Origin of the sequence: Janthinobacterium sp. 35, from assembly GCF_002754575.1 — a bacterium.
Taxonomy (GTDB): Bacteria; Pseudomonadota; Gammaproteobacteria; order Burkholderiales; family Burkholderiaceae_D; genus Janthinobacterium; species Janthinobacterium tructae.
The window spans coordinates 5,030,223-5,050,404 of sequence record NZ_PEFN01000001.1; the positions used below are offsets into that span (position 1 = coordinate 5,030,223).

The 20,182-nt window shown below is 63.4% G+C and carries 20 protein-coding genes; 17 read left to right on the forward strand and 3 right to left on the reverse strand.

Translation table 11 applies throughout. The annotated features are described in order from the left end of the window. The 16 genes from CLU93_RS22480 to CLU93_RS22555 all read left to right on the forward strand — a co-directional run bounded on the left by CLU93_RS22480 (position 1) and on the right by CLU93_RS22555 (position 16,307). Complete coding sequence (locus CLU93_RS22480; RefSeq protein ID WP_099763384.1) at positions 1 to 1,233, forward strand: type II secretion system F family protein; 1,233 nt, start codon at positions 1 to 3, stop codon at positions 1,231 to 1,233. 29 nt (positions 1,234 to 1,262) lie between these two features. Continuing rightward, the gene (locus CLU93_RS22485; protein WP_180287915.1) at positions 1,263 to 1,781 is read left to right on the forward strand and encodes a type II secretion system protein; all 519 of its coding nucleotides are present in this window, start codon (positions 1,263 to 1,265) and stop codon (positions 1,779 to 1,781) included. Positions 1,782 to 1,841: 60 nt separating this feature from the next. Beyond that, the gene (locus CLU93_RS28785) at positions 1,842 to 2,321 is read left to right on the forward strand and encodes a type II secretion system protein (protein ID WP_099763386.1); all 480 of its coding nucleotides are present in this window, start codon (positions 1,842 to 1,844) and stop codon (positions 2,319 to 2,321) included. Between the two features lie 123 nt (positions 2,322 to 2,444). Further along, positions 2,445 to 3,023: a pilus assembly FimT family protein gene (locus CLU93_RS22495; protein ID WP_099763387.1), complete on the forward strand. Its 579-nt coding sequence runs from the start codon at positions 2,445 to 2,447 to the stop codon at positions 3,021 to 3,023. Continuing rightward, on the forward strand, positions 3,010 to 3,639 hold the full coding sequence (locus CLU93_RS22500; RefSeq protein WP_099763388.1) for a prepilin-type N-terminal cleavage/methylation domain-containing protein: 630 nt from the start codon (positions 3,010 to 3,012) through the stop codon (positions 3,637 to 3,639). The genes CLU93_RS22495 and CLU93_RS22500 overlap by 14 nt, the downstream gene beginning before the upstream one ends. Continuing rightward, positions 3,636 to 4,517: a prepilin-type N-terminal cleavage/methylation domain-containing protein gene (locus CLU93_RS22505; RefSeq protein WP_099763389.1), complete on the forward strand. Its 882-nt coding sequence runs from the start codon at positions 3,636 to 3,638 to the stop codon at positions 4,515 to 4,517. The genes CLU93_RS22500 and CLU93_RS22505 overlap by 4 nt, the downstream gene beginning before the upstream one ends. Beyond that, on the forward strand, positions 4,514 to 4,963 hold the full coding sequence (locus CLU93_RS22510; RefSeq protein ID WP_099763390.1) for an agglutinin biogenesis protein MshP: 450 nt from the start codon (positions 4,514 to 4,516) through the stop codon (positions 4,961 to 4,963). The genes CLU93_RS22505 and CLU93_RS22510 overlap by 4 nt, the downstream gene beginning before the upstream one ends. A 23-nt stretch (positions 4,964 to 4,986) precedes the next feature. Next, the gene (locus tag CLU93_RS22515; RefSeq protein WP_099763391.1) at positions 4,987 to 8,706 is read left to right on the forward strand and encodes a LamG domain-containing protein; all 3,720 of its coding nucleotides are present in this window, start codon (positions 4,987 to 4,989) and stop codon (positions 8,704 to 8,706) included. 168 nt (positions 8,707 to 8,874) lie between these two features. After that, positions 8,875 to 9,819: an agglutinin biogenesis protein MshI gene (locus CLU93_RS22520; RefSeq protein WP_099763392.1), complete on the forward strand. Its 945-nt coding sequence runs from the start codon at positions 8,875 to 8,877 to the stop codon at positions 9,817 to 9,819. Continuing rightward, positions 9,816 to 10,475: an MSHA biogenesis protein MshA gene (locus CLU93_RS22525; RefSeq protein WP_099763393.1), complete on the forward strand. Its 660-nt coding sequence runs from the start codon at positions 9,816 to 9,818 to the stop codon at positions 10,473 to 10,475. Before CLU93_RS22520 ends, CLU93_RS22525 begins: the two co-directional genes overlap by 4 nt. Beyond that, a complete protein-coding gene (locus CLU93_RS22530) occupies positions 10,472 to 11,194 on the forward strand; it encodes an MSHA biogenesis protein MshJ (protein ID WP_099763394.1) in 723 nt (240 codons plus the stop codon). Before CLU93_RS22525 ends, CLU93_RS22530 begins: the two co-directional genes overlap by 4 nt. Next, a complete protein-coding gene (locus CLU93_RS22535; RefSeq protein WP_099764550.1) occupies positions 11,194 to 11,577 on the forward strand; it encodes an MSHA biogenesis protein MshK in 384 nt (127 codons plus the stop codon). Before CLU93_RS22530 ends, CLU93_RS22535 begins: the two co-directional genes overlap by 1 nt. 13 nt (positions 11,578 to 11,590) lie before the next feature. Then, positions 11,591 to 13,363: a pilus (MSHA type) biogenesis protein MshL gene (mshL, locus tag CLU93_RS22540; protein WP_099763395.1), complete on the forward strand. Its 1,773-nt coding sequence runs from the start codon at positions 11,591 to 11,593 to the stop codon at positions 13,361 to 13,363. After that, entirely contained in the window at positions 13,364 to 14,269 is a 906-nt protein-coding gene (locus tag CLU93_RS22545) for an ExeA family protein (protein ID WP_099763396.1), read from the forward strand. A 17-nt stretch (positions 14,270 to 14,286) separates the two neighbouring features. After that, entirely contained in the window at positions 14,287 to 15,378 is a 1,092-nt protein-coding gene (locus tag CLU93_RS22550) for a tetratricopeptide repeat protein (RefSeq protein WP_257225055.1), read from the forward strand. Positions 15,379 to 15,404: 26 nt separating this feature from the next. Next, positions 15,405 to 16,307 carry an alpha/beta hydrolase gene (locus CLU93_RS22555; protein WP_257225056.1) on the forward strand — a complete coding sequence of 301 codons (903 nt, stop codon included), beginning with the start codon at positions 15,405 to 15,407 and terminating at the stop codon, positions 16,305 to 16,307. 7 nt (positions 16,308 to 16,314) lie between these two features. Here the strand turns inward: CLU93_RS22555 and CLU93_RS22560 are convergent, their stop codons facing one another. Both CLU93_RS22560 and CLU93_RS22565 read right to left on the reverse strand, forming a co-directional pair. After that, on the reverse strand, positions 16,315 to 17,349 hold the full coding sequence (locus tag CLU93_RS22560; protein ID WP_099763397.1) for a serine hydrolase domain-containing protein: 1,035 nt from the start codon (positions 17,347 to 17,349) through the stop codon (positions 16,315 to 16,317). Positions 17,350 to 17,378: 29 nt separating this feature from the next. Beyond that, a complete protein-coding gene (locus tag CLU93_RS22565) occupies positions 17,379 to 18,230 on the reverse strand; it encodes a helix-turn-helix transcriptional regulator (protein ID WP_099763398.1) in 852 nt (283 codons plus the stop codon). A gap of 319 nt (positions 18,231 to 18,549) precedes the next feature. Between CLU93_RS22565 and CLU93_RS22570 the strand changes: the two genes are divergently transcribed. Next, a complete protein-coding gene (locus CLU93_RS22570) occupies positions 18,550 to 19,008 on the forward strand; it encodes a nuclear transport factor 2 family protein (RefSeq protein WP_165829482.1) in 459 nt (152 codons plus the stop codon). Between the two features lie 50 nt (positions 19,009 to 19,058). Here the strand turns inward: CLU93_RS22570 and CLU93_RS22575 are convergent, their stop codons facing one another. Next, positions 19,059 to 20,162 carry an HD-GYP domain-containing protein gene (locus CLU93_RS22575; RefSeq protein ID WP_099763400.1) on the reverse strand — a complete coding sequence of 368 codons (1,104 nt, stop codon included), beginning with the start codon at positions 20,160 to 20,162 and terminating at the stop codon, positions 19,059 to 19,061. Positions 20,163 to 20,182: the final 20 nt, after the last annotated feature.

Here is a 20,182-nt window from a genome sequence, read left to right on the forward strand (position 1 = left end):
GTGCCATTTTTCTCCTACAAGGCACGCAATGCCAGCGGCGAGCTGCTGACCGGCGTGATGGAAGGCGCCGACAGCGGCGCCGTGGCCGACCAGTTGTTTTCCACCGGCGCGACGCCGGTGGAAATCCTGGTGACCAAAAAAGCCGCCACCACCGGCGCCGATATCGGCTGGTGGCAAAAACTGACGGAGAAAAAAGTCAGTTCGATGGACGTGCAGCTGTTCAGCCGCCAGTTGTACACCCTGCTCAAGGCGGGCGTGCCCATCATGCGCGGCCTGGCCGGCTTGCAGGAGTCCGCCATCAGCCCCGCGTTCGGGCGCATCATCAAGGATGTGCGCGAATCGCTCGACGCGGGCCGCGAACTGTCGGCCGCCATGGCGCGCCACCCCACCGTGTTTACGCCGTTTTACCTGTCGATGGTGCGCGTGGGCGAAATGACGGGGCGCCTCGATGAAGTCTTCCTGCGATTGTTCGACCACCTGGAGTTCGACCGCGACATGCGCGCGCGCGTGAAGTCGGCCACGCGCTACCCCACCTTCGTGATCGCGGCGATGATCATCGCCATGGTCATCGTCAATATGTTCGTGATTCCCCAGTTCGTGAAAGTGTTTGCCAGCTTCAATGCCGAACTGCCCTTGATGACGCGCATCCTGATCGGCACGTCGGCGTTCATGGTGGCGTATTGGCCTTTGCTGCTGGTACTGACGATTGCCGCGATCGCCGGATTCAAGGCCTGGCTGCGTACCGTGCCTGGCCGCTATACGTGGGATCGCTACAAGTTGAAATTTCCTATCGCCGGCAAGATCATCCTGAAAGGCACCATGGCGCGCTTTGCGCGCAGCTTCGCCCTGTCCAGCACCAGCGGCGTGCCCATCGTGCAGGCGCTGACGGTGGTGTCGCAGACGGTGGATAACGCCTATCTGTGCGCCCGCGTCGAGCAGATGCGCGACGGCGTCGAGCGCGGCGACAGCATCTTGCGCACTTCGGTGGCGGCAGGCGTCTTCACGCCGGTGGTGCTGCAAATGATCGCCGTCGGTGAAGAGTCCGGTTCGCTCGATGAGTTGATGGATGAAATCGCCCAGATGTACGAGCGCGAAGTCGATTACGAATTGAAGACCTTGTCCGCGCAGATCGAACCCATCCTGATCGCTTTTCTTGGCGCCATGGTGCTGGTGCTGGCGCTGGGCATCTTCCTGCCCGTGTGGGACCTGGGCAAGGTGGCCCTGCACAAATGAGGCCGCGCATTGCGTCAAAAAACAACATCTTGGCTGGCAAGGCAGGGCAGCGCGGCTTTACCTTGTTTGAGCTGGCCGTCGTGGCGTCCGTCATCGCCGTGCTGGCGGTCGTGCTGCTGGGCCGGCTGGAGGTAGTCCAGCAGGAAGCGGAGCGGGTTGCCGTGCAGCAAACGCTGCTGGCGCTGCGCACGGGGCTGCGCATGCAGGTGCTGGAACTGTATGCGTCCGACCGGCAAAACCAGTTGCCGGCGCTGGCGGGGCAAAACCCCATCGATTGGCTGGCTGAAAAACCGGCCAATTATTTGGGCGCCTATATGTCGCCGGAGATGGAAAAACTTCCCCAAAGTCATTGGTTTTTTGATAGAAGTAATGCAGAATTGATATATATATTAAATCGAAGCAACAGTTTCGGTGCCAGCTATTCCGAGTTGCTTCGATTCAAGGTAAGCTTGCGGCAAGCGTCCGCCCCCCAGACCCAGCCCTCAACGCCGGTTGATGCGCCGCAGGTGGCGCTGATACAGTTGGGCGAGGCGGGCGGGCTGAAATAGCTTTTCTATTCTGCCGGCAAATTTTGCCAGCATTGTTTTTTTGATTTTTTGGAGATCAGCATGAAACTGCAGTCAATTCGTCGTTTTCAACAAGGTAGCCAAGCGGGCTTTACGCTGATCGAGTTAGTCGTCGTCATCGTCATCCTGGGCATCCTCGCGGCCACCGCGATTCCCCGTTTTAGCAGTTTGTCGTCCGACGCCCGCCTGGCGAAAGTCAACGGCGCGCGCGCCTCAGTACAGGCCGCTTCTTCCCTGGCACATGCGCAATGGCTGGTCGATGGCTCACCCACCACCGCGCCCGTCAAAGTGAAGATGGAAGGCCAGGACATCACCATGACGAACGGCTATCCGGACGCTGCCGGCATCGTAGTGGCGGCTGGTGGTTTGGCTGACTACAATGTCTCGGGAGCGGGCCCCGTCTCGATCGCCGCCGATGCCGACCATCTCAAATGCGCGTTTACCTATACGCTCGCCTCGGCCACTGCGGCCGCAGTGGTGGACGCCGCGCCGACCGCTGCCGCTGCCAAGACAGATTGCTGATGACGTAAGCTCCGCCTGCTGCGGCCATGCGCGCCGCAGGCGATCCGCCTGGCTTGCCAGGCGTTTTTCATTCTTCAGGGCATGTTTCTTCCGGCATGCCGCTCATTGCCACAGGTGTCCACGATGCTGTCTGCAGCAGGTTTGATGTTTGCCGGGCCTGCCAGCCGTGGGCGCCGGCAGCGCGGCTTTACCCTGGTCGAGCTGATTGCCGTGCTGGTGGTGGGGGGGCTGCTGGCAGCGGTCGCCATGCCGCGCTTCTTCCGGCAAGACAGTTTTGACGCGCGCAGCTTTGCCGATCAAAACGTGAGCATGCTGCGCTATGCGCAAAAACTGGCGATCGCGCAAAACCGTCCCGTCTTCGTGCAACTCGACGGCACCCGCATGGCCCTGTGTTTCAATACTGCCTGCGACGCGGCCAACCGCGTCTTGCCACCTGCGGGCGGCAACAGCGGCCGCAAAGCCACCTTGACCGCTTGCGCCAATACCACGGCATGGCTGTGCGAAGCGGCACCCGGCAAGATCAGCTACAGCGTGCCCTTGGACACCGCCGCTTTTTATTTCAATGCCCTGGGCCGCCCGTTCAAGGCAGCCGACGTCGAACCTGTTTCGACCTTTCCCGCGCGCATCAGCATCGGCATCAATGACGGCGGCATGACGCGCAACATCATCGTCGAAGGGGAGACGGGCTATGTCCATTACTAGGATAGCCGTTTTGCCGGTGCGCAGGACGGTGCAGCGCGGCGTGACCCTGATCGAGCTGGTCATCTTTATCGTGGTGGTCAGCATCGCCGTGGTGGGCCTGCTGCAAATTTTTACGCACACCACGGCCAGCAGCGCCGATCCGCAATTGCGCAAGCAGGCGCTGGCCATCGCCGAAGCCATGCTCGATGAGATCGAAGGGGCACGCTTTACGTTTTGCGATCCGATTAAAGATCCGGCAGCGGATACTGCGCAGAATGCCGCGCTGTTCCACATCGCCACTAACCCCGACGGCTGCACCACGCCGCAAAATGTCAGCGTGACGGTGCCCGCCACTGGACGGCCGTATTACAATGTCAGCGACTATGTGCGCGCCCTCAACACTGGCGAGAGCTACAAGGATGACGTGGCCAAAAAGTCGTTTCCTGACGGCTATAAGGTGAGCGTGACCATCAGCCCCGACGCGGGACTGGGGCCGTCCGATGCCATGCTGCCTTCGGACGCCACGCCCGTCAACATGAATGTCTTGCGCATCACGGTCACGGTGACTTACGGCGCGAATCAACACATCGTACTGGCCGGCTACCGCACGCGCTACGCAGGCAATGCCGTGCCATGATGACTTTTTTACACCCCCGGCAGCGCGGTTTCACCTTGATCGAACTGATCGTGGTGATCGTCATCACGGCCATCGTCGCCGGCATGGTGACGGTGTTCATCCGTGCCCCCATACAAAGTTACCTCGATGTCAGCGCCCGCGCCGAACTGGCCGACGCGGCCGATTTGGCATCGCGGCGCATCACGCGCGACGTGCGCCTGGCCTTGCCCAACAGCGTGCGCGTGACGCCCGATGGGAAGTATCTGGAGTTGCTGCTGACCAAGACGGGCGGGCGCTATCTGTCGGAAGACGACCCGAACACGATACCGGGCAATGTGCTGGCCTTCGATCCCCTCACGCCGGGCAACCTGGATGTATTTACCATCGTCGGCGCTGCGCCGTCCGGCGTGCAGACCATCGTTCCCGGCGACTTTATCGTCGTCAACAATCTGGGCGATCAGCCTCCCGTGGACGCCTATGATTGCAGCGGGCAGTGCAACCGCGCCCAGGTCGCTTCCATCAGCGGCAACGATGTTACGCTGGTCAAGAACCCCTTTGTCGCGCAAACACCCTCCATGCCTTCCCTCAGCTATCGTTTCCAGGTGGTCAGTACGGTCGTGACCTATCATTGCGCGCCGAATGCGAATGGCACGGGCACGCTGACGCGCTATGCCGGCTATGCGATCCAGGTGGCCCAGCCGGAGAGCACAGCGGCGCTGACCGGCGCGCCGTCCGCGGCGCTGATGGCCAATCAGGTGGCCGCTTGCGCCTTTTCCTTCGATACCCTGCCCAACCTGCAGCGTGGCCTGGTCAGTGTCAGCCTGACCCTGGGCGCGCCCGGCGGCAATGCTGGCCAGATCACGCTGGTGCAACAGGCACAGGTCAATAATTCGCCATGAGACTATTGCTATCCTCCATGCCGAAGCGGTGCCGGCCATGCCGTCCGGCGCGCGGCTTCAGCATCGTCACCGCCATTTTCCTGCTGGTGGTGCTGTCCGCGCTGGGCGTGGCGCTGCTCTCCATCTCCACCATGCAGCATGCCGAGTCGGCGCTGGACGTGCAGGGCGCGCGCGCCTACCAGGCAGCCCGCGCCGGCATGGAGTGGGGCGTGTACCGGCAGCGCGTCAACAACAGTTGCGAAACCAGCCGCAATTTTGCCTTGCCCGCGAATAGCGCACTGAGCGGCTTTAGCGTGACCGTGCGCTGCACGCAGGCGGCGGGCGCATTACCCCGTTTCCAGGTGATCGCCACTGCCTGCAACCAGCCAGTGGGTGGCGTGTGCGCCACTGCCAATGCCACCAACCATCCCGATTATGTGCAGCGCGTCGTGCAGGCCGAGTTTTAAATACGCTACTCTCAAGGAATAATATGCAGGCACTCATCGCCGTATGGATAGCCGTTGTGGCCCTGCTTGCTTGCGCACCGGTCCAGGCGGCAACCTACGCCAACACCAGTTTTGCCTACAGCTGGATCGACGCCAGCAATCATGCCAAGCTTGGCTATAACACCACGCCCTACCGATTCAACGGTTCCGCCGGCTGCGGTACCTCGCCGCCCGTCCTCGACGACACGCTCAGCGATGCCTTGCCCATCGGTTTCAGTTTCATGTATTCGGGCGTGGCCTTCAGCACCCTGCGCGTGATGACGAACGGCCGGGTGCAGTTCAATAACAATGTCACTTGCGGCTATGGCAGCCCGGTGCAGACGCTGCCGTATCCGAACAGCAGCTTGAATTACACCATGCGCATCTATGGCAACGATCTCGATCCCACCTCGAAATTGGAAGTACCGACCTACAATACCGCCTGCGCCAGCCGCCTGACTTGTTACGTCAGCTACGCCACCATCGGCACGGCGCCGTACCGCAGCTTCGTGGTGACCTGGAATAATGTGCCGGAATGGACCACGGGCACCAGTACCACTGGCTCTTACAGCCTGCAATTGATCTTGCAGGAAAACGGCGAATTCATCTACCAGTACGGCACGGCAGTGGCGGGACCTTCCGCCAAGCTGGGACAGATCGGCTGGCAGGCGGACAGCAACGATTACGACACGCCGCAAACCGGTTTTCCGGTCACCAATTCAGCGATCAAGTTCTATATTCCCCGCCCCGTGCTCGAGTACCGCATGGAGCAGCCCAGCTGGAGCAATACGCCCGAGCAAGTAACCGATACCAGCGGTAACGGGCGCGACGGCACGGTGCTGGGCGGCGCGCAGACGATCGCTGCCGGCCGCGTCTGCCGCGCCGCCAGCTTCCCCCTCAATACCAGCGCCGCCGCCATCGCCGCAGTCGACAGCGGGCTGTCGGTGCCCTCCACCATGGGCGGCGCCGGCACCATCACATTCTGGTACAAGGCCAATACGGCCTGGTCCGGCAGCGGCACGCGCGATGCGCAACTGCTCGACGCCACGCAGATCAACAACGAGTGGTTTTTTCTCGTGCGGCGCAGCACGGGCGCCCTGCGCTTCGTCGTCACGGACAGCCTGGGCAACGTGCGCGTGGTGGAAACGGCTGCCAATAGCGTGCCCGCCGGCACCTGGAAGCATATTGCCGTGAGCTGGAGCTTCAATGCGCTGGCGGCGTCCAATAGCGACCGCCTGCGCATCTACGTCGATGGCGTGCTGCAAAAGGAGTCGGCGTTTACCACCGCGGCGGTGGTCTCGCCGCGCATCGGCAGCCTGTTCATTGGCGACAACCGCAGCGCGGTGACGGGACAGAGCGGCAGCGGCAATTCCACCGATGGCGCCATCGACGAATTGCGTGCCTATAATTACGAGGGCGGCCTGGCGCTGGTGCAGCGCGACCAGAATCTCAGCCAGGCCGGCTGCCTGAGCCATTACGCGGTGACGAATACGGGGTCGGGCCTGACGTGCCAGCAAAGCACGCTCACGGTCACGGCGCATGACGTCAATCACAATAATATCGTGATGCCGAACAACACCACGCAAATCCTGCTGACGACCTCGAACGGCATCGGCGACTGGGCCCTGATCGCGGGCTATGGCGTGCTGTCGAATGGCACGCTGAACGACGGCGTGGCGACCTATCTGTTCAACGGCGAGTACCAGGCCGTGTTTGGTCTGAGCAGCGGCACGGCAGCCACCGTCAGCGTGAATGTGACGGATGGGCAGTTCACGGAGCAGGAAGACCAGTCGCTGGTGATCAAGGCGTGCGCCGTGGCGCGCTTCAACGCTTGCGAGGCGACGTCGTCGCGTTGCGTGCCCAGCACCAGCAGCCTGACCTATGCGCGCCTCAATACCAAGCTGGCCGACACGGCCTTCAAGCTGGACCTGGTGAAGCTGAAAACGGACGCCAGCCTGGAAACGAGCTTCAACGGCAAGGCCACGGTGGATTTGCTGGTCAATACCGCCACCGGCGTGGCGCTGGGGGTGAATAATTGCCCGCTCACCCAGACGGCGGTCATTCCGCTGGGTCTGGTGGGGTTCACGGGCGGCTATTCGAGCGCCAATGTGAGCATCCCGGCCACCGCCCTCAGCGCCGTGGCGCCCAGGTACAGCGCCTACCGTGATGTGCGCGTACGCGTCACTTGCACCACAGCCGAGTGCAGCAGCGCCAACGTGGGCTGCTCGACCGACAGCTTTGCCGTGCGGCCGCAGCAGTTCACGCTCAGTTCCAACATGAGCAACAGCGCCCTGAGCGGCACGCCCAGCCTGGCGGCGGGCGCCCAGTTCACCTTGGGCGCGACGGCCGTTGCCGGTTATAACGGCACGCCGCTGGTCGACAATTCCGCGGTCGGCCAGAAAATCACCGGCTTTCTCAGTGTCACCGACTACACCGATCGCCTCGCATCGACCTCGAATGCCAGCCCGTTTCCGCTGGGGCAGGCGGTGCTGGCCAGTGGTCTGGCCAGTAACAGCGGCGTGACGTACGGCGATGTCGGCACCTTCCGCATGCTGCCCGAGGCGGTGCTCGACAATGCCTACACCAGCGTCGACCAGCCTGGCGACTGCGTGATCGGCAGCAGCAACAATACAGCCGTGAATGGCAAGTTCGGCTGCAATATCGCCAACCAGGCGCAAAGCCCGGAACCCGTCTTCGGCCGCTTTTTCCCTGACCACTACGCGCTCACGGGTGCGCTGACGGCGGCCTGCGGCGACTTCACCTACCTGGGCCAGCGCGAACTGGGCGTCGTGCTGGGCGCGACGGCATTGAGCAAGGGCAAGCAGATTCTGGCGCGCTATGGCAGCGCCTATCCCGGACGCGCCAGCGTCAGCGTGGGCGCGGGCAATGCCGGCGCGGCACTGTCCATCGGCCGCCTGACGCCAGCCTTGCCCGCCTTTGCCTGGAACCAGGGGCGCAGCGGGCGTTCCTACACGACCGATGGTGGCGCATATGCCGCCGGCAGCACGCAAGTCGTGGTGGCCGGCAGCGGCGGCCTGTCGGCGGGCGAACTGATCAAGTTTGCTGGCGACGCCACCATCTACACGGTGCAGGCAGGCACTGCCGGCGCGGGTAGCCTCACGCTCGCTGCGCCTGGTCTGCAGCAGGCGATTCCCAGCGGCGCGACCGGCATCACGGTACTGCACAGCTTTGACCGGCTGGCCAGCGGCCAGGATGGCCCATACGACGATTTTTCGCTGGTGGTGGGCATCAGCGATAGCGACGGCGCGCTCATTTCCAGCGTGAATGGCCTGGCGGTCGCACCCGCCGCTAGCGTCGCCATCGGCGATACCCGGCTGCGTCATGGCCGCCTGCGCATCAACAATATGTATGGCTCGGAACAGCGTGCGCTGCTGGTGCCCCTGGTCGCGCAATACTGGAACGGCAGCGCGTATGCCGCCAATACGCTGGACAATTGCACGGCCCTGTTGCGCAAGAATTTCGGCTTGAAGGATTATCTCAACCTGACGGATGTGCAGTTGCCAGCTGCGAGCAGCCTGCCGCTCGACAGTGGCTTGCTGCAGCAGGGCGGCGGCAGTGTGCTGATGGCCAAACCCGCCGCACCCGTGAAGAAAAAAGGTACGCTCACGCTGCAGTCGCTGATGCCGTACCTGCCGGGACAGGCGCGCGAAACCATCGGCGCACTCAAGAGCGAGCCCGTGTTCTTCATGCGCGAACTATATTGAAGGAGGTGTGATTTTTCGGCGCGTCGTGACAATCGTGGTGTTTTCCTGAAAAAATATTGTCAATTATTTCTTTTTTAGCCTGTTCCTACCTGCTATGAATTAAAATTGATTCAATGCATCATTCGGACGGCGCCGCTGTCGTAGCATTTCATTATCTGGATCGGTGGCATGGGTTTATTCGCAAAAGCAAAAAAACACGAGGGTTGGCTGGCGACATCATTTTCAGCGGAAGGTGTGTGCGCTGCCGTGGTCAAGCGGCGCGCGGACGACAAGCCGCTGGTGCAGGCGGCGGTCATGTATCCCGGACGCAAGCCGCTGGCGGCGGCGACCCTGGAAAAAATGCATCGCGATCTGCATGCCCAGTCGTATCGCAACACCACGTTGCTGGGCGCGGGCGAGTATCAGATACTCACGCTCGACGCGCCGAACGTGCCGCCGGAAGAGCTCAAGACTGCCGTGCGCTGGCGCCTGAAGGACATGCTCGACTTTCCAGCGGCGGATGCCACCGTCGACGTCATCGATATTCCCGCCGACAAGAACGGGCCGGGACGCGCGCAATCGCTGTTCGCCGTTGCGGCGCGCAACAATGCCGTGGCCCAGCGCCAGGCGCTGTATGGCGAATGCAAGATCACCCTGTCGGTCATCGATATCCCGGAAATGGCCCAGCGCAATATCGCGGGCTTGATGGAAACGCAGGGCCGCGGCCTGGCCATGCTGTCTTTCGATGGCGAAGGGGGGCTGTTGACCGTGACGTTCGATGGCGAACTGTACCTGGCGCGCCGCATCGACGTCACCGTGGTGCAGCTGGCCGATACTAGCGACGCCCAGCGGCAGCAGTATTACGACAAGATCACGCTGGAACTGCAGCGTTCCTTTGACCACTTCGACCGTCAATTCCATTTTATTTCCGTTGCCAGGCTGGTCCTGGCGCCGACCGGCAGCGACGGCCTGCATGCTTACCTGGCGGACAATTTGTACATGCCGGTCGAGGCACTGGATCTGACGGCCCTGTTGGATTTTTCCAGGGTGCCGGACCTGTTGAGCGCTGCCGGCCAGGCGCGCTTTTTCCTGGCCCTGGGTGCTGCCCTGCGGCAGGAAGAGAGCCCAGCGTGAGCCAGCAAATCAATCTGTTCAACCCTGCGTTTGAAAAACGCAAGCAGGCGCTGTCGGCGCTGGGCTTGCTGCAGGGACTGGGGCTGGTGCTTGCCGCCAGTGCCGCAGTGGTCTGGTTTGGCGCGCGCCAGGTGGCCGCGCTGGAGCGGACGGCGGCCGACGCCAAGGTCGTGCTCGATGCACGCGAGGCGAAGCGGGCGGATGTGTTCGCGCGCTTTCCCGTGCCCGGCAAGGACCCGCTGATCGCGGGCGCGCTGGGCCAGGCAGAGGCTGACCGCAGCGCCTTGCTGGAAGCGGAGCAAATTCTGCAGGGCGGCGCACTCGGTAATACACACGGTTATGCCGATTATTTCCGCGCCTTCGCGCGCGCCAGGGTGAATGGCTTGTGGCTGACGGGCGCGAGCATCGCCGGCGCCGGCAAGGAAATCGAGATCGGCTTGCAGGGGCGCGTCGTGCAAGCGGACTTGCTGCCCCAGTACATCAGCGCCTTGTCCAGGGAATCGGCGTTGCAGGGCAAATCGTTCGCGCGCCTGGACATGGCCACCGCGCAGCTTCCGGCCCAGGCCGCCGTGTCAGCACCGGCGCCGCGCTTCATCGAATTCAGTTTGCAATCGTCGGCGGCACCCGCCAGCGGCGCAGGGGCGGTCAAGCAATGAAACAGCAATGGCAACAATTTGCGCTGAAATTTGATGCGCTCAGCGTACGTGAACGGATCATGGTCTTTGGCGCCAGTGCCGCGCTGCTGATATTCATGGTTGTGTATCTGTTCGTCAATCCGCAGTTGGCCAAGCGCAAGGCGCTGGCCGACACGATTGCCCAGCGGCAGCAGGCCGTCGCGGCCATCGATACCGAGATGGCGCAACGGATGGCTGCGCATGCGGGCGACCCCAACCAACAGGACCGCATCCGGCTCGAACGGATCAGGCAGGAAGTCCAGCAGATGCGCCACGCCCTGCAATCGACGCAAAATGGCCTGGTGGCGCCCGAGCGCATCGTGCCGATGCTGCAGCAATTGCTGAAACAGCAGGCCAACTTGCGCCTGGTGTCGCTGGCCACCTTGCCATCCGGCGCCATGGGGAAGGGCGGCCATGTCGCCAGCAAGGCGGCGCCGTCCGCATCTGCCGCCGCGCCTGCCGGGCAGTCGCCAGCGGACGCCGAGTCGGCGCAGGCGCCGGCCGTGCTATACCGTCATGGTGTGGAAATCGTATTGCGTGGGAATTATCTGGATATGGTGAATTATATGGATGCCGTGGAGGCCATGCCGTCCCATGTGTTCTGGGGCAAGCTCAATATGCAGGTCGAGCAGTACCCGAATGCCACGCTGAGCCTGACCTTGTACACGCTCAGCCTGGACGAGAAATGGATCGCGCTGTGATGCGCGCTCCTCGTTGCGTGCTCCTTGCGGGCGCGCTGCTGGCCCTGGCGCCGGGGGTGTTTGCCCAGGCGCTGGTCGATCCCACGCGGCCGCCCGATGCGGCGCCTGTCCTCGGTAGTGCGGTCTCTGCCGGTGCGGCGCGGCCGCAGCTGCAATCGGTGCTCATTTCCAATCGGCCTGGCGGGCGGCGCCTGGCCGTCATCGATGGCCGCAGCGTGCGCGCGGGTGACAAGGTGGGCGGCGCAGTCGTCGTCAGCATAGGTGAAGCGAGCGTGGTGCTGCGGCGCGGCAAGACCCTGGAAACGCTGCGGCTGTATCCGCAGACGGTCGGCGCAAATGATGCAATGCATGTACGAAGGAAACAGGTTCATGTCACCCAATAAACACAAGGCGGGAATGCGGAAGATATTTGAAATAAGCAAGCGGGCAAGCGTCCTGGGACTTGCTGCGGGTTTGTGCGCCTGCAACGTCGCGCCTGTGAAGCGCGACACCTACAATGCGATCAAGGAGCAGGTGGCAGGCGCAGTGGCCACCACCAACCCGGCGGCGCAGTCGGCAGCGGTGGAAAACGCACTGCTGCCGCCGGCGTCCGCGCTGGCCGCGCAGTTGCCCAAGGCGCGCGGCGTGCTGGACGAGCGTTTCAATGTCGCGTTCAACAACGTCCCTGCACGCCAGTTCTTTCATTCGCTGGTCAACGGTACGCGCTACAACATGCTCGTGCATCCAGAGGTGCAGGGCAATATTTCCGCCAACCTGAAAGATGTGACGCTGTTCGAGGCGCTCGACGCCGTGCGCGAGATGTATGGCTATGATTACAAGGTCGATGGCACGCGCATCGCAATTCGGCCCCTGACCATGCAAACGCGCATGTTCCAGGTCAACTACCTGACGGGCAACCGCAAGGGGACGTCGAATTTGCGCGTCTCTTCGACATCGGTGGGCAATGCCGGCACCAGCAATAATCAGTCGGGGCAGTCCAGCCAGCAAAGCCCGCAGAACCAGACGCAACAGCCCGGCAGCCAGGTGGTGATCGATAGTTCCAACCTGAGCACCACGTCGGACAGCAATTTCTGGGCGGAATTGAAAGAATCGCTGGGCGCCATCATCGGCGGCACGGCCGACGGCCGCAAGGTGGTGATCAGCCCGCAGTCCGGCGTCGTCGTGGTGCGCGGCATGCCCGATGAATTGCGCGCCGTCGACCTGTACCTGAAGGCGACGCAGCTGTCGGTGGATCGCCAGGTGATCCTGGAAGCGAAGATCCTCGAAGTGGAACTGAACGACAATTTCCAGACCGGCATCAACTGGGCCTCGTTTGCCTCCATCAAGAGCGGCCACACGAACCGCATCTCGACCGGCTTCATCCAGCCGGGCGGCACCCTGGCGCCGCTGCCGTTCAACGGCGGCCAGCCGCCGAACATGACGAATGGCAGCGGGCTGACGGCCAGCAGCGGTTTTGGCTTGAGCTCGGCGGCCACGGCGGCCGGCTCGATGTTCGGCCTGGCCTTCCAGACCGCCAACTTTGCCGCCATGATTACCTTCCTGGAATCGCAAGGCGCCGTGCACGTGCTGTCGAGCCCGCGCATCGCCACCATGAACAATCAGAAGGCCGTGCTGAAGATCGGCACGGACGAATTCTTCGTCACCGGCGTGAGCACCACCGTGACGTCGACCGGCACCACGGGCGGCACCACCTCCAGCCCGAACGTCACCTTGCAGCCCTTCTTTTCCGGTGTGGTGCTGGACGTGACGCCGCAGATCGATGACCAGGGCAATATCATCCTGCACGTGCATCCGTCCGTCAGCCAGGTCACCACCGTCAGCAAGGAAATCGACCTGGGCAGTGCCGGTTCGCTGAAATTGCCGCTGGCCGCCTCCAGCACGTCCGAGATGGACAGCATGGTGCGCAGCCAGGATGGACGCATCGTCGCCATCGGCGGCCTGATGCGCCAGGCCACCACCTCGGATCGCTCGCAAGTGCCGGGCGCGGGCGACATTCCCGTGCTCGGTGCGCTGTTCCGCAACACGGGACAGGTGATACAGAAGCGCGAACTGGTGGTGCTGATCAAGCCGACCATCGTCGAGGGCGCCAACAGCTGGAACGAGGACTTGCTCGATTCGGGCAAGCGCATCGAGGCGCTCGACCCACGGCGCCCATCGGAGCGGCGCTAAATGTACCAGACCCATTTCGGCTTGCGCGAGGCGCCGTTCGGCCTCACGCCCGATACCAGTTTCTTCTTCAACGGCCCGCAGTCGCAAAAGGCGCTCAACACCTTGCTGGTGGCGGCGCGCAATGGCGAGGGCTTCATCAAGATCACTGGCGAAGTGGGGACGGGTAAAACTTTTTTGTGCCGCAAGTTCATGCAATCGCTGGGCCCGGATTTCGTCACGGCCTACATCCCGAATCCGAACTTGCCGCCCCGTTCGCTGATCCTGGCGCTGGCGGACGACCTCGATGTGCTGCTGGAGAAAGATGCTGATCAGCATCAGCTGCTCAAGTCGCTCAACTTGCGTCTGCTTAACCTGGCGGCGCAGGGCAGGCGCGTGCTGCTGTGTCTGGATGAAGCGCAGGCGATTCCCGTCGACAGCCTGGAAGCCTTGCGCCTGCTGACGAACCTGGAAACGGAAAAGCGCAAGCTGTTGCAAATTGTGCTGTTCGGCCAGCCTGAGCTGGACGTCAAGCTGGCCCTGCCGGAAATCCGCCAGCTGACGCAGCGCATCACCTTTCACTATCACCTGGGCCCTTTGTCGCGCGACGACGTGGATTTTTATGTGGCGCACCGCCTGCGCGTGGCCGGTTTCGATGGCGCGCGCCTGTTCAGCCGTGGCGGCGTGAGCAAGCTGTACAAGGCTTCCGGCGGCATCCCGCGCCTGATCAATATCATGGCGCACAAGGCGCTGATGGTGGCGTACGGCGAAGGCCGGCAGCAGGTCAGCGGACGCCACGTGGCGCTGGCCGCCAGCGATACCCTGGCCAGCAAGCCGCGCCGCTTCTGGCAACGGCCATGGCCGTGGCTGGCTGGCACCGGCGTGCTGGCCGCCGCCTGCGGCGTGAGCTGGACCTTATTGAACCGATGACGAAGATGAGCCTGTAGATGAGCCTGATTAACAAGATGTTGCAAGACCTCGATGCGCGCGGCACCCCCGATGGGCGCGGCGACGCGGCCGGCATCCGCTCCGTGCCCGAACGCGAGCGGGGCGTCTCGCGCGCGCTGGTCTTCGGCGGCGCGGCCGGCCTGACGGCGGCCGCCATCGCCCTGGGCTGGGTGTACTGGAAGCGCCCGGCCGTGCCGCCCGTGCTGGTCAGCGTGGCCAACACGCCGCTGCCGGTGGCGGCACCGCTACCCGTGCCGGTCTCTGTACCGGCTCCTGCGGCTGTACCTGTGGCTGCGCCAGTCCCTGCGCCGGCGCCGGTCGCCACGGCGCCGCTGGCACCCGAGCCGGTGTTGCAGGCTGCGGAGACGGTCGCGCCAGCCAAGGTACATGCTGCTGAAATGCGCCGCATCACGCAACAACCCGCCAGGCCTGCCGTGGCGCCCGTGGTGAAGACGCCAGTTCCCGCCGCCAGCGAACGTATCCTTGGCGGCAAACAAGTCACGCCGCAGCAGCGCGTGGAGAATGACTACCGGCGCGCGCTGGGCCAGTTGCAGGATGGCCGCGTCTCGGAAGCGCTGGCCGGCTTGCAGCAGACCCTGCAGCTGGATCCGCGCCACCAGGGCGCGCGTGAAACCCTGGTGCGCCTGCTGCTCGAAGCGCAGCGTCCCGACGAGGCGGCGCGCCAATTGCAGCTGAGTCTGGCATTGGACCCGAAACAGCCGGCGCAGGCGATGATGCTGGCCCGCTTGCAGCTGGACAAAGCCAACGGCGGTGCAGCGGCCCTCGATACCCTCATGCGCAGCCTGCCGTACGCCGCCGACAACGGCGACTACCGCGCCTTCCTGGCCGGCGTGCTGCAGCGCGAGCAGCGCTACCGCGAAGCGGCCGAGCACTATCAGCTGGCCCTGCAGACGGCGCCTGACAACAGCGTCTGGTGGATGGGCCTGGGGATAGCATTGCAAGCCGACAACCACCCGGCCCAGGCGCGCCAGGCGTTCGAGCGGGCCAAGGGCTTGCAAACCCTGTCGCCCCAGCTGCAGGCGTTTGTCGAGCGCAAGCTGGTGCAGTTGACGACGGCTGCGGCAAAATAGCAATGACCTCCATGAAAGAAGCCAGCTTGAAGCCACATAGTTTCCTCCTAGCCCTTTGCTTTCTTGTTAATGGCGTCCATGCCGCGCCCGCCAGCACCCCTGCCAGCTACGTACTGGAAAATACGCAGGTGCGCGACATCCGGGCGCAAGCCCTGAAGCGCGACTATCAGGTGTATGTCGCCTTGCCCGATTCCTATCAGCAGGGAAATAAACGCTATCCGGTGCTGTTCGTCGTCGACGCCAATTACGCGTTCGCCATCGTGCGCAATATCGCGCAGCGCCTGAACAAGCATGCCGGGATGGAAGAGGTGGTCGTGGTTGGCCTGTCGTACGCCAACGGCGATGGCGGGGTGTACAGCCGCCGCCGCGACTACACGCCCACCACGCCGCGCAAGCACGACTACCGCTCGGACATGCCGGGGCGGCAACCGGCGTTCGGTGAAGCGAAGGCGTATGGCCAGTTCGTCTCGGGCGAGGTGTTTCCCTTCATCGCGCAGCATTACCGCGTGAACATGCAGCGCAAGGTATTTATCGGCCACTCATACGGCAGCCTGCTGGGCCTGCAATTTCTGCTCACCGAACCGCGCACCTTCGAGCATTACATCCTCGGCAGTCCGTCGCTGTGGTACGACGCCGGCATCATGTTCGAGCGCGAGCAGGCGTATGCCGCCAGCCACAAGGACTTGCCCGCGTCCGTGTTCTTCGGCATCGGCGGCCTGGAAAAGTTGGCGGCGGGCAAGAAGCGTTCGCGCGCGGAGGAAGAGGCCGACATGCTGGCCGATTTGCGCGAGTTCGACGGAAAGCTGACATCGCGCAAGTTCCCGAATTTGAAAACGCGCCTGCGCGTCTTCGAGGACGAAGACCACGCGAGCGTGTTTCCGTTTGTGCTGACACATGGCTTGCGGGCGTATTTGACGTCCGCAAAATGAAAGGTGCTCAGGGGCGCATCAATGCCGGCATGATCAGCTTGGTCAGCAATTTTTCGCTGAGCGCGTGGGCGTCGCGTACCTGGAAGTTGGTCGTGGTGATGACGACCACCGCATCGAGTTCCGGCAGGACGAGCACTTTATTGCCGCCAGAACCTGCCATCCCATAGCTTTGCACCGTGCGGCCATTGGCCGTGAACGGTTGCAGCCACCACAGATAACCGTAGTCCATGCCTTCACGCGCGTTGGCATGGGGCGCGATCGAGCGCTTGACCCATTCAGCCGGTATCACCTGCTTGCCATTCCAGCGTCCGCCGTCGAGGTAGAGCTGGCCAAGCTTCATCAGGTCCACGCTGCGCAGTTGCAATCCGCCGCCCGTCATGGCGCTGCCCTTGGGCTGGAGTTGCCATTTCACCTTGTCGATGCCAAGCGGCTTGAACAGGTTGGCGGCAGCGAAGTCCGGCACGCTCTGGCTGCTCACTTTTTCAAGCAGCGGTCCCAGCAGGGTTACGCCTGCCGTGCAGTAGCTCCAGGCGCGGCCGTGCGGCGATTGCTCGGGGCGGGGCTGCCATTCGGGAAAGCCGCGGATCGGCAGGTCGGCCACGAAACGGCTCCAGTCTTCCACCAGATACATGCGCTCTTCGTTGCCGCGCGAATGCTGGTTGTCGTCGTCGCATTCGAGCAGCGAGCTCATGGTCAATAAGTCCTCGACCGTGATCTTGTCCTTGCGCGGGTCGGCATGGGCCAGCGGCCGCAGTTCCGGAAAGTGTGGCAGCACGGGAGTGTCGGCGCGCAATAGCTTGCGCTCGATGGCCAGGCCGACCAGCATGCCCGCTACCGTCTTGCCAACCGAGCGCGTGTTGCGCAGGCTGTCGGCGCCATCCTTGTCGAAGTAGTGTTCGTAGAGCAGTTTGCCATGCTGTGCCACGACGACGCTGGTGACCTGCTTGAAGTCGCCCGCGTCGATGGCGGTGGTAACGCCGTCCAGTTCGCCCGCGAGGACGTTGCTGCCGCAGGCCAGAAGAAGGGGGAGGTATCGCAACATGGTGTACTCCTGAGTTGGAAAAGGCCAGTCTAGTCTTGCAAACCAAGCATTGTCTTGGACGTTTGAAACATTTGGCGGCGATAGTTGCTGGGTGTCATGCCGTAGCGGGCCTGGAAGGCGCGGCTCATGTGGCTCTGGTCGGCGAAGCCCACGCTCAGCGCCACGTCGGCCATGCTCAGTTCCGGACGGCGCAGCAGGCCGCAGGCTTGATCGACGCGGCGCCAGCGCAGCAGGTCGCCCGGCGAACAGCCCCAGGCCTGGCGGAAGACGCGGGCCAAGTGCACGGGATGCACGCCCAGCGCAACGGCCACGTCTGCAATACGCAGATGCGTGTCGTTGGACAGGTCCATCACCGCTTCATAGGCTTGGTGGGCCCAGGCGGGCGGCGATGGGCGTGCCTTCTGGGGCGTCCTGTGCAGGCTGCCCAGCATCTCCCACGCGCCCGCTTCCAGCAGCGCGGCATCGCCGCCGCGACCGATTTCGCGCGCGAGCCGGAAGGCGGCAGCCGCGCTGGCGGTATCGCGCAACACGGTGGCGCATTCCTGGGCCGCATGCAATTCTTCGGCGCCCGACAGCTGGGCAGGGTCGAGCGATACCGTCATGAAACTGCCTTTGCCATCGACGAAGCGGTCGCGGTGCGTCGTGCCGGCAGGATTGAAGACGAGGGTGGGTGACGGCGCGCGCGCCGGGGCGTGGAGGGCGCTGGAAATATACGTGCCGGACAGGACGAAGACGAAGTGGGCATCGTCATGCCGGTGCGTTTCGACTTCGTCCTCGCCACGCGTGGCCTTCAGGCGGCGGATATCGAAGATGCTGCCGCGCGCGCCGTGATGCACATCGCCATAGAATTGGCCGGACTTGAACTGGAGTGGAGTGGTCATATCGGCATGGTATGTGCGCCCGCCCGGATGGGCGAGCGCGGGCCGACGAATAGCGCCAGACGCAGGATGAACGGTCGATTCAGGGGAATGCGCGGGATGTGGGGCGGCGCCATCAAGCCGGTCGCCAGGCGTCCTCGAAATGGCGTTTCAAACCCCCAATTGAGCAGTTTGTCGCAATGGCATGCGCTGGAAAGGGCAATGGGATAGCATGCAGTGGGCTCCCTCACGATGAGTTTGCCCGCAAGCGAGTGTTCGATGCTGGCGCTGCCGCAGTCATCAACGAATGCTTCTTCATGACCTCGACCCGGATGAAATACGCATGAAATTGACCCTTTCACCTATTCTTTCTACCTGCCTGCTTGGCACCTTGGGCGCGATCGGTGGTGCGCAGGCGGCTCCCGCCGATGCCGAACTGCTGGCTTTGGTGCAGCGCCATGCACAGGCGCAGAATAATTTTGATCAAGTTGCCTTGAAAGCCACCACGGCCGAGAATTATGTGGAAGTATCGCCGGTCGGCGAGGTGGACGGGCGTGAAAAAATGCTCTCCTTCTATGCGCCAGAGCAGAAACGGCCGAGTCCTCAACTCCAGGTCGATGAGCCGGTGGTGCGTCTTTTTGGCGATACGGCGCTCATCTCGGCACGGCTGTCCTACCGCGTCAATCAGGACGCGGCTGCCCGTACCTTCGCCCTGCGCGCCGGGTATGTGGCTCGGCTTGTCGACAAGCAATGGCTACTGGTCAGCGCACAGTACACCGGCATCCGTCCACCGAAACCGTGAGCTGACATTTTTCCGGGGGCCGGGTCTGGCGCCCGGCGTTATCCAGGCAGCTACAGGCGCGCTTCATCGCCCCACACATTACGCATGCTGAAATGCACGCCCGCATCGTCTTCATGCAGCGACGAGACGATGGCGAACTGACTGTCGCCCGTGTCGCGCGGCGTCATCTGCGATAGCTGGGCGGCGGCCAGCGGCGCGCCCAGCGGGTCGCTGAGCGGATGCACGTGGGCGGCGCCCCGCTGCGTCACCACGCCCAGTTCGCCGCTGCGCAGGCGCACCAGGGTGCCGGGTGGATATTTGCCCAGCAGCTTGATGAACTGTTCTCCCAGCAGCGGGTCGATGGCCACGCCCTGCTCGAGGAAGATGTGCTGCAGCGCCTGGTCGGGCACGATGGAACGGCGGTAGTTGCGCGCCGAGACGCGCGCGCAGTAGCGGTCGGCCAGGCCGATCAGCTTGGCATTTTGCAGGATTTCATCGGCCGTGCGCCCCTGCGGGTAGCCGCTACCGTCGTCGTTTTCATGGTGCAAGAGCACGCAACTGAGCCATTCCTCGTCGTCGACGCCGGCGCAGCGCAGCAATTCCGTGCTTTCCTGCGGGTGCAGACGCACGATGCGCATTTCTTCGTCATTCAGGGGGCCGCGCCGGTCCTGGAAGCTGTCGTGGTGGCGCAGCATGCCCACGTTCATCGTCAGCGCGGCGGCGCCGATCAGTATTAGTTCATCGTGGGACTTGTGCATGCTGCGCCCCACCAGCATGGCCAGCAGCGCCGTTTCGATGCAGTGGCGCACGGCGTAGCTACCGGCGATCTGGTTGAGCAGGATGCTGGCCAGGGCGATATCGGCATCATGTTCGAGCGCGCGCAGCAGGTCGCGCGCGATGTCGCGCACGTCGCGCTCGGCATTGCTTTCGCTGCGCAAGTCGAGCAGCAGGCGTTCCAGGCGCTGCGCCGCTTCATTGAGCAAGCGCAAGACGGACGGCTGCTCCGGCGTGCCCGCGTACAGACCCAGCTGCAGCAAGCGCCCCAGCTGCGCGCCGTCCGTGATGATCTGCCCCTTGCGCAGTTGCGGGCCGGCACTGTGGTCAGCCAAAAACAGATCCCAGGGCAGGGGTTCGCCGGGAACCAGGTCGGCCGGGCCGATGCGACGCTGTACCATGCTGTCATCCTTTGCTCCGC

Bases quoted from the DNA above. Each gene is read 5' to 3' on its own strand.
- CLU93_RS28785 (WP_099763386.1), top strand. From the start codon at position 1,842: ATGAAACTGCAGTCAATTCGTCGTTTTCAACAAGGTAGCCAAGCGGGC.
- CLU93_RS22495 (WP_099763387.1), top strand. From the start codon at position 2,445: ATGCTGTCTGCAGCAGGTTTGATGTTTGCCGGGCCTGCCAGCCGTGGG.
- CLU93_RS22500 (WP_099763388.1), top strand. From the start codon at position 3,010: ATGTCCATTACTAGGATAGCCGTTTTGCCGGTGCGCAGGACGGTGCAG.
- CLU93_RS22505 (WP_099763389.1), top strand. From the start codon at position 3,636: ATGATGACTTTTTTACACCCCCGGCAGCGCGGTTTCACCTTGATCGAA.
- CLU93_RS22510 (WP_099763390.1), top strand. From the start codon at position 4,514: ATGAGACTATTGCTATCCTCCATGCCGAAGCGGTGCCGGCCATGCCGT.
- CLU93_RS22515 (WP_099763391.1), top strand. From the start codon at position 4,987: ATGCAGGCACTCATCGCCGTATGGATAGCCGTTGTGGCCCTGCTTGCT.
- CLU93_RS22520 (WP_099763392.1), top strand. From the start codon at position 8,875: ATGGGTTTATTCGCAAAAGCAAAAAAACACGAGGGTTGGCTGGCGACA.
- CLU93_RS22530 (WP_099763394.1), top strand. From the start codon at position 10,472: ATGAAACAGCAATGGCAACAATTTGCGCTGAAATTTGATGCGCTCAGC.
- CLU93_RS22535 (WP_099764550.1), top strand. From the start codon at position 11,194: ATGCGCGCTCCTCGTTGCGTGCTCCTTGCGGGCGCGCTGCTGGCCCTG.
- mshL (WP_099763395.1), top strand. From the start codon at position 11,591: ATGCGGAAGATATTTGAAATAAGCAAGCGGGCAAGCGTCCTGGGACTT.
- CLU93_RS22545 (WP_099763396.1), top strand. From the start codon at position 13,364: ATGTACCAGACCCATTTCGGCTTGCGCGAGGCGCCGTTCGGCCTCACG.
- CLU93_RS22550 (WP_257225055.1), top strand. From the start codon at position 14,287: ATGAGCCTGATTAACAAGATGTTGCAAGACCTCGATGCGCGCGGCACC.
- CLU93_RS22560 (WP_099763397.1), bottom strand. From the start codon at position 17,349: ATGTTGCGATACCTCCCCCTTCTTCTGGCCTGCGGCAGCAACGTCCTC.
- CLU93_RS22565 (WP_099763398.1), bottom strand. From the start codon at position 18,230: ATGACCACTCCACTCCAGTTCAAGTCCGGCCAATTCTATGGCGATGTG.
- CLU93_RS22570 (WP_165829482.1), top strand. From the start codon at position 18,550: ATGAAATTGACCCTTTCACCTATTCTTTCTACCTGCCTGCTTGGCACC.
- CLU93_RS22575 (WP_099763400.1), bottom strand. From the start codon at position 20,162: ATGGTACAGCGTCGCATCGGCCCGGCCGACCTGGTTCCCGGCGAACCC.